General features: G+C 35.0%; 16 protein-coding genes. 15 read left to right on the forward strand and 1 reads right to left on the reverse strand.

Annotated elements, in window-relative coordinates; all coding sequences use genetic code 11:
• Positions 1-15: 15 nt before the first annotated feature.
• The 15 genes from DRF60_RS13755 (at position 16) to DRF60_RS13820 (ending at position 11,770) form a co-directional block, all read left to right on the forward strand.
• Positions 16-966, forward strand: a complete 951-nt coding sequence (locus DRF60_RS13755) for a glycosyltransferase family 2 protein (RefSeq protein WP_116012595.1) — start codon at positions 16-18, stop codon at positions 964-966.
• A 2-nt stretch (positions 967-968) separates the two neighbouring features.
• Entirely contained in the window at positions 969-1,361 is a 393-nt protein-coding gene (locus DRF60_RS13760) for a hypothetical protein (protein ID WP_116012596.1), read from the forward strand.
• 262 nt (positions 1,362-1,623) lie between these two features.
• Complete coding sequence (locus tag DRF60_RS13765; RefSeq protein ID WP_157967968.1) at positions 1,624-2,004, forward strand: lipocalin family protein; 381 nt, start codon at positions 1,624-1,626, stop codon at positions 2,002-2,004.
• Positions 2,005-2,021: 17 nt separating this feature from the next.
• Positions 2,022-2,750 carry a DUF3667 domain-containing protein gene (locus tag DRF60_RS13770; RefSeq protein ID WP_116012598.1) on the forward strand — a complete coding sequence of 243 codons (729 nt, stop codon included), beginning with the start codon at positions 2,022-2,024 and terminating at the stop codon, positions 2,748-2,750.
• Positions 2,751-2,757: 7 nt separating this feature from the next.
• Positions 2,758-3,459 (forward strand): GIN domain-containing protein, encoded by a 702-nt coding sequence (locus DRF60_RS13775; protein ID WP_116012599.1) that lies wholly within the window; start codon positions 2,758-2,760, stop codon positions 3,457-3,459.
• A 53-nt stretch (positions 3,460-3,512) separates the two neighbouring features.
• Positions 3,513-3,815 (forward strand): four helix bundle protein, encoded by a 303-nt coding sequence (locus tag DRF60_RS13780; RefSeq protein ID WP_116012600.1) that lies wholly within the window; start codon positions 3,513-3,515, stop codon positions 3,813-3,815.
• 273 nt (positions 3,816-4,088) lie between these two features.
• The gene (locus tag DRF60_RS13785; protein ID WP_116012601.1) at positions 4,089-5,804 is read left to right on the forward strand and encodes a phospho-sugar mutase; all 1,716 of its coding nucleotides are present in this window, start codon (positions 4,089-4,091) and stop codon (positions 5,802-5,804) included.
• 10 nt (positions 5,805-5,814) lie between these two features.
• Complete coding sequence (locus tag DRF60_RS13790; RefSeq protein ID WP_123902691.1) at positions 5,815-6,723, forward strand: hypothetical protein; 909 nt, start codon at positions 5,815-5,817, stop codon at positions 6,721-6,723.
• Between the two features lie 20 nt (positions 6,724-6,743).
• The gene (locus DRF60_RS13795; protein WP_116012603.1) at positions 6,744-7,997 is read left to right on the forward strand and encodes a pyridoxal phosphate-dependent aminotransferase; all 1,254 of its coding nucleotides are present in this window, start codon (positions 6,744-6,746) and stop codon (positions 7,995-7,997) included.
• A gap of 333 nt (positions 7,998-8,330) precedes the next feature.
• Positions 8,331-8,723: a hypothetical protein gene (locus tag DRF60_RS13800; protein ID WP_123902692.1), complete on the forward strand. Its 393-nt coding sequence runs from the start codon at positions 8,331-8,333 to the stop codon at positions 8,721-8,723.
• A 20-nt stretch (positions 8,724-8,743) separates the two neighbouring features.
• The gene (kdsB, locus tag DRF60_RS13805) at positions 8,744-9,466 is read left to right on the forward strand and encodes a 3-deoxy-manno-octulosonate cytidylyltransferase (RefSeq protein ID WP_116012605.1); all 723 of its coding nucleotides are present in this window, start codon (positions 8,744-8,746) and stop codon (positions 9,464-9,466) included.
• A 95-nt stretch (positions 9,467-9,561) separates the two neighbouring features.
• Positions 9,562-10,224 carry a histidine kinase gene (locus tag DRF60_RS13810; RefSeq protein ID WP_116012606.1) on the forward strand — a complete coding sequence of 221 codons (663 nt, stop codon included), beginning with the start codon at positions 9,562-9,564 and terminating at the stop codon, positions 10,222-10,224.
• A 49-nt stretch (positions 10,225-10,273) separates the two neighbouring features.
• Positions 10,274-10,849 carry a glutathione peroxidase gene (locus tag DRF60_RS13815; protein WP_116012607.1) on the forward strand — a complete coding sequence of 192 codons (576 nt, stop codon included), beginning with the start codon at positions 10,274-10,276 and terminating at the stop codon, positions 10,847-10,849.
• Between the two features lie 14 nt (positions 10,850-10,863).
• Complete coding sequence (locus DRF60_RS21800) at positions 10,864-10,995, forward strand: hypothetical protein (protein WP_262510883.1); 132 nt, start codon at positions 10,864-10,866, stop codon at positions 10,993-10,995.
• Between the two features lie 40 nt (positions 10,996-11,035).
• Positions 11,036-11,770 (forward strand): ADP-ribosylglycohydrolase family protein, encoded by a 735-nt coding sequence (locus DRF60_RS13820; RefSeq protein WP_238640212.1) that lies wholly within the window; start codon positions 11,036-11,038, stop codon positions 11,768-11,770.
• A gap of 6 nt (positions 11,771-11,776) precedes the next feature.
• On the opposite strand, the gene DRF60_RS13825 is transcribed toward DRF60_RS13820, so the two are convergent.
• Positions 11,777-12,427, reverse strand: a complete 651-nt coding sequence (locus DRF60_RS13825) for an NAD(P)H-binding protein (protein ID WP_116012609.1) — start codon at positions 12,425-12,427, stop codon at positions 11,777-11,779.
• Between the last annotated feature and the right edge of the window lie 90 nt (positions 12,428-12,517).

Consider the following 12,517-nt stretch of genomic DNA (forward strand, 5'->3'; position numbering starts at 1 on the left):
TTTTATTAAAATTAAATGAATTTATCTATAGTTATTCCGTTATTAAACGAAGAAGACTCTTTGGAAGAACTTTTTTCAAGGATTGATAATGTCTGTTATACCAACAGCTTATCCTATGAAATCTGGTTTGTAGATGACGGAAGTACAGATCTGTCATGGAGTATTATCGAAAATATGAAGGTTCAGTACCCTCAGATCCACGCCATAAAGTTTTCCAGAAATTATGGAAAATCTCAGGCTCTTCATGCTGCTTTTGAAAGAACAAACGGAGAAGTGGTGATTACCATGGATGCAGATTTACAGGATTTTCCTGAAGAAATCCCTGAGCTTTACAAAATGGTGACTGAAGATAATTACGATATTGTTTCAGGCTGGAAAAAGAAACGTTTTGACAACGTTATGACAAAAAATGTTCCGTCAAAACTATTCAATGCGGCGGCAAGAAAAGTATCAGGAGTGTATCTTCATGACTTCAACTGCGGGCTGAAAGCATATAAAAAACAGGTGGTAAAATCAATCGATGTGTATGGAGATATGCACCGTTATATTCCCGTACTTGCTGCAAATGCAGGATTCAGAAGAATTACAGAAAAAGAGGTACAGCATCAGGCAAGACCTTACGGAACGTCAAAGTTCGGGACCGAAAGATTTATCAGAGGTTTTCTGGATCTGGTAACCCTTTGGTTTGTAAGCCGTTTCGGAGGAAGACCCATGCATTTCTTTGGTGCGGTAGGAACTGTCATGTTTATTGTAGGATTTCTTTCTGCACTTTGGCTGGGAATTTCAAAGTTGATTGATGTGGCAAGAGGAATTTACGGTCATCTGATTACTAATAACCCTTGGTTTTTTATTGCTCTGGCGATGATGATCATGGGAACATTGCTCTTTATAGCAGGATTCTTAGGGGAAATGATCATCAGAACCAATCGGGAACATAAGAATTATAATATTGATGAAGTGATATAATCATGGAAAAGAAATTACCCAAAATATACTCAAAAAAAGCAATTTTAGGATTCTCAATTTTTCTTTCTACACTTTTTGGCGGTGTTTTATTATTTCAAAATCTACTGGATGTTAATAAAAAGAAAGAGGCCTATACTGTATTGGGAATTTCTCTCCTTATTACAGTGCTGACTATTTTTATTGTCAATATACCGGAGAATCCGAAAAGTTCACTGTCATATGTATGTGGTATTGCAGGCGGAAGTTTTCTGTCTTATTATTTTGTTCCGAAATATTTTCCGAATGAGGAGCAATACCCAAAGAAAGGACTATGGAAACCATTGATCATTGGCGCAGTTATCGTTGTCATTCTTGTAACACTGATGATTTACTCAGCGTCACTCGAAAATTATTAAAATAGGTTTTGATCAATAATATAAATGTTTAATAAATAATAAAATACCTCAAGGAGTTCTAAACTTTTTGGGGCATTTTTTTTGTTTGAGAAATGTATAAGACCCCGGATTCTTTTAAAAATAATATTTAAAAATAAGAGAAAACCAACAGATCATTAACCAATTTCATGAATGTAAAAATTGTGAAAAATAAAACAGAAAACACAAGGATAATCTGTTTTTAAAGGAGTTTTTGGTTATATTTGTTCTGTAATTTATAAGATTGATAACCAAGAAAAGAAAGTTCGCTCCGTGTATTTTAGTCTGTCTTTTCCTTTTTTTATTGTCTTCCTGCAAATCATCCAGTCTTCTGGGACCTTGGGAGTTCATAGATGTGTATGAAGGGAAACTAACTAAAATTGACACCTTGCAATCAAAGAAAAATAACTCCAAATATGGAACAGGAGTTCTGGAATTTAATAAAGATAATTCCTTTACTTCACTCGGTAATAAAGGGAAATACAGCAAGGATGATCAGAAATTAAAAATGAAATATGATGATGGCCAGGATACAGTTGTCATGAATATTTCTTATTTAAGCAAAAACTATCTTTTGCTGTCCAATGGAAATAGCCCTAAAACCTGGTTTTACAGGAAAAAATAAAATGCATTGATTTGGTGATGAATCCAAAAAGCTGTTTGAACTGCGGTCACAAGATTTCCGATGAGTTTTGTGCTCATTGCGGACAGAAAACAGACACGGCAAGAATTACTCTTCAATCACTGATTAAAAGTGATATTTTAGGATCAATCTGGCACATTGAAGCAAGATTTTTCCGAACCTTGAAACATGTGTTATTCGGACCTGGAAGAATGGCCATGAATTATATTTCAGGGAAAAGAACCAGATACTATAATTTGTTTTCTTTATTACTTATCTTATTTGGATTCAATGTTTTAACATTGCACTTTTATTTAAACCTCAACCCGGACGAAATTTCGGAAGGAAACTCCAATATTCTGGAATTTTTCTCCAAATATTCCAAAACAATTCTTTTTGTGATCATTCCGATGCTTGGAACCAATGCCTATTTCATTTTCAAAAGAATAAAATTGAATATTGCTGAGCATTTTATCATCGGAACAGTGAGCCTGTTAGGAATTTTAATCATATTTTTGTTTAATGATATGGTAAGTCTTGTGGGGCTGTGGAAACCTGCAGCGAAGATTTTCGGTATTTTAGACAAGGCTTCATTTGTCCTTTTCATTCTCTTCCCGGCAGTTACGTATTGGAATGCATTTAAAAAATCATACTCAAAACCAGGCCTGCTTTGGAGAGTATCAGTGCTGTATGTTCTGATGGGAATAGAAAGTCTTGCCATAATTACGGTTTTATATAGAGTATTTTAATTTGAATATGAAAAAAATATTGTACACATTCCTGCTTATAGCGGCGGTTTCTTGTGGAAAAGTTTCTCCGAAAGGAAATATTGAAAGAAAAAATGTAGATGTTTCGGAATTTGTGAATTTGGATCTGGAAGGAAAATTCCGTGTATTTTATGCCAGAGGCGCTAAGAATTTTGTAGAAATCGAGACTTATCCTAATGTTGCCAATAATCTGGATGTAGATGTTAAAGACAAGACTCTTATTATCAAAGAAAAAAGGAGAACAAAAGGGGTAGATTTCTATAATGTGACCATCTATTCAAAATATAACCTTGAGAAAGTTTCAGTGGCAGATTCTGTAGAAATGAATATTTCGAGTGAAATTAAGACCGATAATTTTAGGCTTAATTTAAAAAATTATGCTACTTTTATGGGTTCAGTGAACACGAGAAGAGCAGAACTAGACATGCAGAATAAGAGCCGGGCCAACTTTTTGGGACTGACCAAAAATGCGGTGATAAAGATCTCAGACACAGCAAGTCTCATCGCTCCATATTGGAAAATAGAAAACCTGAATATCGATTCTAAAAACGGAAACTATGCAGAAGTTAACGTAAAAGATTCCTTAAAAGGACATGTTCAGAACACTGCAAAATTTATCTACTATAATAACCCGATTCGTGCATTTAAAATTGATAAGACGACCAAGGTTGAAAATAAGAAATTAGAGTAATAGAAAGGAAGAGAGAAGATGGAGGAGGGAAGTTATCATAGGGAAAAAAATGGATGAGTTTCAAATTTGAAAAATTAATTATTTGGCAAAAATCTATGGATTTTGGAGAAAATATCTTTAAGTTGTCTCAAAATTTTCCAAAAGATGAAGTTTTTAATGTAACTTCTCAAATAAGAAGAGCATCTGATTCTGTTGCACTTAATATTTCAGAAGGAAGTATTTTACAGTCTAAACCAGAATTTAAAAAATTCTTGGGATACTCCATCCGTTCTCTAGCTGAAACTGTAACCTGTCTGTATAAGGCAAAAAACCGGAATTATATTTCAGAAGAAGAATTTAATACAATATATAATTAAAGTTATAATTTAATGAATCAGATTATAGCGTTTAGAAATCAGCTAAAAGATTGAGGAAGCTGAAGACAAAAATAATCACAGGACATTAAAGTTGATAATCAAAATAAATAAAAAGTAGATAGTAAGTAGAAAATTGAAGTTGAGACATAAATTTCTCCCAGCTTCCAAACAAAATATAACAAACAGAATAGTAAAACAAAAGTAGGATATATGAATTTGGACATAGAATACCTTCCATCTTCAAACTTCCCGCTTCCAAACTTAAATACACATATGACAACATTAGAAAAAGCGAAACTTTGGTTAAGTGATACATTCGACAAAGAAATAAGAGATGCTGTACAGACTTTAATTGACAGTAATTCTCCGGATCTGGAAGATTCTTTTTACAGAGAACTTGAATTCGGAACAGGAGGTATGAGAGGTGTCATGGGAGTAGGAACCAATCGCTTGAATAAATATACTTTAGGTCAGGCTACACAAGGGCTGGCTAATTATATGCTTCAACAGTTTAAAGGAGAAGAAATTAAAGTGGCCATTGCTTACGATGTCCGCCATAATTCAAAAGAATTCGGAAAACTGGTTGCTGATGTTTTAACTGCAAATGGGATTAAAGTGCTTCTTTTCAAAGATCACAGACCGACCCCGGAATTGTCTTTCACTGTAAGAGACAAAAAATGTAACGGGGGAATTGTATTAACCGCATCACATAATCCGCCTGAATACAATGGTTATAAAGTATATTGGAATGACGGTGCACAGATTGTTCCACCACATGATGAAGCGATTATCAATGAAGTATATTCTGTAAAATTTGAAGAAATTAAATTCAACGGAAATGATGACCTGATCGAATGGATCGGAGAGGAGCAGGACGATGTGTATATTGATGCCTGTATTGAAAATTCAACCTATCAGAATGTAGGAAAAGAGAATTTAAATATTGTTTTTACCTCTATCCACGGAACAACTTATACTACGGTTCCAAAGGCTTTGGAAAAAGCAGGATTCAAAAAGATAGATCTTGTAAAAGAACAGATGATCCCGAGCGGTAATTTTACCACGGTAGAATCTCCGAACCCAGAAGAACCTGCAGCACTAGAAATGGCTATGGATCTGGCAAGAATTACCAATGCAGATATCGTGATCGGAACAGATCCGGATGGGGATAGATTAGGAATTGCCGTAAGAAACCTTGATGGCGAAATGCAGCTTCTGAATGGTAATCAAACGAATACAATTCTTACTTATTATATTTTAAATGAATGGAGAAAGCAGGACAGGATCACGGGAAAAGAATTCATTGGTTCTACGATCGTGACTTCAGATATTTTCTTTGATATTGCTCAGAAATTTGGAGTTGACTGCAAAGTTGGCCTTACAGGATTTAAATGGATCGGAAAAATGATCCGTGAGGCAGAAGGAAAAGAGAAATTTATTTGCGGTGGTGAGGAAAGTTTCGGTTTTATGACCGGAGATTTTGTCCGCGATAAAGATTCATGCGGAAGTATCCTTGTTGCATGTGAAATCGCTGCGTGGTGCAAAGCCAACGGAAGAACAATGTATCAGTACATGATTGAGATCTATGAAGATCTTGGAATGTATTATGAAGGCTTGGTGAATATTGTCAGAAAAGGAAAAGAAGGCGCTGAAGAAATTCAGAACATGATGAAAAACTTCCGCGAAAACCCACCGAAAGAGCTGGCGGGGTCATTAGTAGAACAAGTGAAGGATTTCAAAGAACAGACCAGTTTCTCCGTTTCAAAGAACGAAACCAAAGTAATGAACGACATTCCAAAATCGAATGTACTGATTTATTATACTCAGGACGGAACTAAAGTCTGTGTAAGACCTTCAGGAACAGAACCAAAAATTAAATTTTATATTTCTGTAAAAGATACGGTTACTTCTGAAGCCGACTTTAAAGATAAATTAAAATCATTAGAAGCAAAAATCGAAGACGTAAGAAAAGATCTGAAGCTGGACTAAATTTGTGGGAATGATAAAAAAGAGTTTTGTGGTCTGTATGCTTTCTGTACTTGTTTTATCCTGCAAAAAAGAGGTTTCTGAAACGGCAGAAGTAAAAGCAGCTAATGATTCAGTTGCCAAAACAGAAATAAAAGAAGACCTTTTTAAACCAATTGATACAGCATATTCTCCAAAAAATACAACGGAGGATTATATAAAAGCGCTTCAATATTATCAATCTAAAACAGAAAGAGAAATAGCAGCCGGAAGTCCGGAGCAGAATAATAAGGTATACGAAGAGTACGTTGGAATAAGGAGCAAATATATTGAAGGCCTGAGCAGGCTGCATACCGATGTTTTGGATAAATATGTCAATTATTATGATTCCGACAGTGACAGTTACAAGTTTCCGGAAAATATAAAGAAGCTCGCAGCTCAGTTTAAGAAAGAAGGATTGGAATTCAGGGAAGTAGGAGAAGGTTACACCGAGATCTGGTCTGCACCTGATCATTATTTTACCGTATTTAAAAATAAGGTAACCCCGGACTACAATTCTTATATTGCTCAGATGGCAATAGAAGCAAAAGACAACTATGCTGCAGATGCCGGATTGATCATTAGTTGGAAAGAACTGGGAGAAAGATTGATATTCTGGGAAAATTTTATGAAGAAATATCCCGAAAGCCAGCTCCTGAAAACAGTGAAAAAAGATTACAACAATTACCTGCATGATTATCTGTACGGAATGGACAATACCCCTACGTATGAAATAGCAGACGGAAAATTATACGACGAAAACAGGAATGAATATAAAAGGATTATAAAAAAATATCCTAATTCATATACCGCAAAAAAGGTTCAGGAATTTCTGGTTCTTTTTGATGCTCAGGTACCTGTCGATCAGATTCGTGAGAAAATGAACGTGGAAAACAATTATTAGTAAATTTAAATAAAAATAAAGTGAAAGTTTCAAAATTAGCGGCGAACCTGATTGGTTCTGAAATTGTTAAAATTGGTAATGAAGTAAATGATTTAAAAGCAAAAGGAGCGGAGATAGCCAATCTTACTATTGGTGACCTGAATTCTAATCTCTATCCTATCCCGGCACTGCTGAAAGAGGAGATTCAGAAGGCATATCAGAATAATCTGACGAACTATCCGCCGGCCAACGGACTTTTATCTTTAAGAAAAGAAGTTTCCAAAGATTTGAAAAACAGATGGAATCTGGATTACTCGCCTAATGATATTTTAATTACTGCCGGATCAAGACCGTTGATCTACGCCGTGTATAAAACAATTGTCGATGAAGGTGATAAAGTAGTATATCCTACACCATCATGGAACAACAACCATTACGCTTACCTTACTTCTGCAGAGGCTGTAGAAGTTAAGACCACTCCTGAAAACAATTTTCTTCCTACAGCAGACGATCTGAGACCACACTTAGATGGAGCAGTTCTTTTGGCCTTGTGTTCACCATTAAATCCTACAGGAACAATGTTTACAAAAGAGCAGCTTTCGGCTATCTGCGAAATGGTTCTTGAGGAAAATAAAAAAAGAGGGGAAAATGAAAAGCCATTGTACCTGATGTATGATCAGATTTATTCTAATCTTACTTTCGGTGCACAGCACGTAGATCCGGTTTCTCTTTTCCCTGAACTGAAAGAATACACCATTTATATCGACGGTATATCCAAATGCCTGGCTGCAACTGGAGTACGTGTAGGATGGGGATTTGGTCCTGCTCATATTTTAGATAAAATGAAAGCTCTTCTAACGCATGTTGGAGCATGGGCACCTAAACCAGAACAGGAAGCTACTGCAAAATTCTTTGAAAATCCTGACAATGTAAATGTTTTCGTAGAAGATTTCAAAGGAAAACTCGAAGAGAGCTTAAAAATTCTTCACGGTGGAATACAGGATTTAAAAGGAAAAGGATTAGCCGTAGAAAGCATCGAACCTATGGGAGCGTTGTACCTTACGATCAGATTGGATTATATTGGAAAAACAAAACCGGACGGATCTGTTATTGAAAATTCGTCTGACCTTGTATTCTACTTAATTAATGATGCCGGAGTTGCTCTTGTACCATTCTCAGCATTCGGAGAGGCAAAATCTGAGCCTTGGTTCCGTGCTTCTGTGGGAGGTTTAGCGGTTGACGAGATCAAAGTAATGCTTCCAAAGCTTGAAAATGCTTTGAATGCTTTAAAATAATTGAGAAAAATACATGCTTCGGCTACACTTAACATGGCACAGTATAAGTTATTATGACAAGTGTCATGCTGAGCGTAGTCGAAGCGATTTTTTGAAGATAAGAAATACGGAAAAATTTAGCTTGTATTAATGGAATTTTCTAAAAGACCGTTTCTGGAAACCAAATTGTTGAGTTTCTCAACCCTAGGAATTATCATTTTGGTGATTCTAAGTGTCTGGCTTTCAGGAAAGGGTTCTCATCGTTCTTTATTTCAGAATTCAATTCTATCCATATCTATTTTAGCAGGTACCTTTTTTCTGTTTATCAGCTTAGGATTGTACTATGGTCTGAAATTGAAAGAAAATGTAGGAAGTGTGTTAAATAAACATAGGTTAAAAAAATATTCTGATAATGCTCCGGCAGTGGATAGTTTGGATTTTGATCCTCCTGTTGTTGGCGATAGTATAGGAGCTGTTGTACTCTCTGTTGTTTTATGGTTTGTGTTTACCGTTGTTTTGGTAGTACTTTTATATTTTTTAGGATTTTTGTTTTGGGCAGCCGTTTTATTCCTTACAGCAATGTTATATTGGATTTTTTTTCGGGCTTTACGTCTGGTGTTTAAAAATTCAGGAAAATGTAAAGGGAATTTACTTAAAAGTCTTACTTTCGGATTGTTTTATTCCTTTCTGTATATCTCCTGGATTTACGGAATTATCTTTTTAGCGAATTATATGACTCATAATTAATTAACTTATAACTTTAATAAATGAAAATCATAGCTGTCATTCCTGCCCGTTACGAAGCAAGCCGTTTTCCGGCAAAGCTGATGCAGATGTTAGGTGAAAAAACAGTGATCACGACTACCTATCAGAATGTTGCCGAGACGGGACTGTTTGATGAAGTATTTGTGGCTACAGATTCGGAAATTATTTTTGATGAAATTGTGAAAAATGGTGGAAAAGCCGTTATGACCGGACAGCATGAAACCGGGAGCGACCGTATTGCGGAGGCCGTACAGAACATCGACTGCGATATTGTGATCAATGTTCAGGGCGATGAGCCTTTCCTTAAATTAGAGCCGTTAAGACAGCTTATCGACGTTTTCAAGGATGATGTTAACCAGGAAATTTCTCTGGCTTCATTAAAAATCAGACTAACGGAAAAAGAAGAAATTGAAAACCCTAATAATGTAAAAGTCATTACCGATAATAATGGTTTTGCCCTTTATTTCAGCCGTTCCGTGATTCCTTTTCACAGAGAAGTTTCCTATGATATAAATTACTACAAACATATTGGCGTGTATGCTTTCAGAAAGCATGCCTTGCTTCAGTTCTCCAAACTGGAAATGAAGCCTCTTGAAATATCAGAAAAAATAGAATGCATCCGTTATCTTGAATATGGAATGAAAATCAAGCTGATAGAAACTAATTTTATCGGAGTAGGAATAGACACACCCGAAGATCTGGAGAAAGCCAGAAAATTAATTTAAAAATGCTGTAGGTAAGCAGATAAGTCCTTTAGGCTTTTCGCTTTCTTTGCTTTTTCGCCCAATTCCTCTTATATTTGAAATTATAAATAAGATTAATGAAGAAATTACTTTTAGTATTCGTGCTGATACTTTCGCAGTTATCTTTTGCACAGACCGCAAAAGAAATTATAGATAAAAATATAGAACTGTCCGGAGGATTAACGAATTGGAAGCTCTTAAATTCAGTACTGCTGCAGGGAAAAGTGATCTTAGGTATCAAAGATGAATACCCTATAAAAATTTACCAGCAGCGTCCCAATCTTACCAAAACGGTGATCAGCATCGGTGGAAAAGAAACGGCAATTGAAGGCTTTGACGGAACTAAAGGATATGCAATGAATTATGCCGCTAATAAGCTTCAGGTGTATCCTGAATATGTACCTGAAAGCTTTGATAATGATTTCATTGACTGGGAAAACAAAGGTTTTGATGCCAAATATCTGGGAAAAGAAAAAGTAGGTGAGATGTATTGCCACAAAGTAGAGCTTACCAAAAATGTAAATAAGAATATCTATTATTTTGATGTAAAAACGTACATGCTTTTAAAAGAAATCAAGAAAGATGAAACATTAGTATATGCGGACTATAAGAAAGTAGGTAATCTTTCAATGCCTTTTAGAATTGAATCTTCAAGTACTAAAAAGGATGGAGACTTCGTTATGATCTTAAACAGGATAGATGCTAATAAAGTTTTTCCTGCCAATACATTTAAATTTTAATCAAAGGAAAAAATAAATAAGGCAAAACTGCCAACTAAAATTGTTAAGAATGAAAAAGTTTTTTTTATGGCTGCTTTCTTTTGTAGCATTTTTACAGAGCTGTACCAATCAGAAAAGCGAAATTTCTCAAGCTAAAACCAAAGAACTTATGGGAAAAACAATATATGATTTCAAAGTTGAAAGCCTTGACGGTAAAGAGATCAACTTTGCAGATTTTAAAGGAAAAAAGATCCTAATTGTCAACACAGCATCAGAATGCGGATTTACACCACAGTACGCAGATTTGGAGAAAGTGTATGAAGAATACAAAGATAAACTGGTTATTGTAGGTTTTCCTGCCAATAATTTCGGAGGTCAGGAGCCCGGAACCAATACCGAGATCGGTGCTTTCTGCCAGAAAAATTACGGAGTAACTTTTCCTTTGGCAGCTAAAGTTTCTGTAAAAGGTGATGATACAGCTCCTATCTTTAAATATTTAACAGAGAAGGATTTGAATGGGGTAAAAAACACCACCATCCTTTGGAACTTTACAAAATTCCTGATCGATGAAAACGGAAAATTAATTGATACTTTCATAAGTACTACAAAACCTACGGATGATGCTATAACGAAGCATCTGAAGTAAAACATCAATTTTGAATGAATTTTCAGAATCAATTTGAAGCTTGTATAATTTGTGGAGCAATTGGTGACGCTTGGGGAAGTAGTTATGAAAATGAAGTTTTAATTGATGATTCTGAAATTTATTATTTAGGAAAAAAAAAAATTTAAACTTCGAAACTGGTTTATTACGGACGATACTCAATTGACTTTGGCAACTTGTGAGATCTTAAGTAAAGAAAATTTCGAACCTGAAAATCTTATCAATAAGTTTATCAAATATTATAGAAGTAATAAATTAAATGGAGTTGGAGCTTCTACACTTAAAGCAATTTTAGATAAAGAGGCTGGAATACATTGGAGCCAAGCTGGACGTACCGGAGAGTTTGCAGCAGGAAACGGAGGGGCAATGAGAATTGCTCCTTTCGCATTTTTTTCCAATATTACTAGAAAAAATATTTTTGATGCCTGTAGAATTACACATAGAAATGATGAAGCTTTTGCAGGTGCTTTAGCTGTATATTTATCTATAAAAGCGATTTTAAATTTAGAATGGAACGGATTTAACAATCTTTTTGATATTATTATTCCGGAACTTCCCGATACTAATTTAAGAGACAGATTAATTAAAATAAATAATTATAATTCTATTTCCACAATCTCTGAAATCGCAAAATTTGGAAACAATGGATACGTCGTAAATTCAGTTCCCTTTGCGATCTATTGTTCAACTAAAATTTTTGATTTAGGGTTAGAAAAAATGTTTCAGGAAATTATAAATTCAGGTGGCGATACAGATACAAATGCTTCTATTGCTGGACAAATTGCAGGAACGTTAATTGGACTTGAGAAAATACCCCAAGAATTAATTATAAAACTTAAGAATTTGGAAGATTATAAGTGGATTAAACAAATTATTGATGAAACTAAATTAAGGATCGATTAATATTATTTATGTTTTCTCAGCAAAACAGAAAATATTCCCAAGCTTAATACTGGAATAACCATTACTTTTTATTTTGGAAGAATTAATCATTGCTTTAGCTAAAATATCTGTAGGCAATGGTTTCTGACTTTCCAGCAGCCCCAGCTTATTCGCAAATTTTATAATTCTGCTACCCAGAACTTCTCCGGTTCTTTCCGAATCTTTTCTTTCCAGCATTCCGGGTTTGAAAATAGTAATTTTATTAAAATGAAGCTGCTTCACCGCTTCTTCCAGTTCCCCTTTCATTTTGGAATAGAAAATTTTAGACGATGGGTTTGCTCCATAAGCCGAAACCAGCACATAATCTTCCACGTCATTTTCCTTCGCTGCCTTGGCAAATTCATATTGATAATCAAAATCTACTTTTCTTTGGGCTTCCTTACTTCCGGCATCTTTCAGCGTGGTTCCCAGGCATGAAAATGCGATGTCGCCCTTCACTTTATCTTTCCATTCTTCCGGCTTTTCAAAATTAACCACATGAACTTTCAGCTTGTCATTCTGGATATTCACAGGCTTTCTTACAAAGATGTCGACTTCCTCAAACTCTTTATCGTTGAGCAGCTGCTTTACCAGATCCTTTCCTGTAGCGCCCGTTGCGCCGATGACCAAAGCTTTCATAATAGTTGTGATTTAATATAGATAGTATTTTCTTTCTTAAATTTACTAAATTTGAATTAAAGTTTAGTGTTTAAAGAAGGAAAAGATATT

It is taken from the genome of Chryseobacterium elymi, assembly GCF_003385495.1.
Taxonomy (GTDB): Bacteria; Bacteroidota; Bacteroidia; order Flavobacteriales; family Weeksellaceae; genus Chryseobacterium; species Chryseobacterium elymi.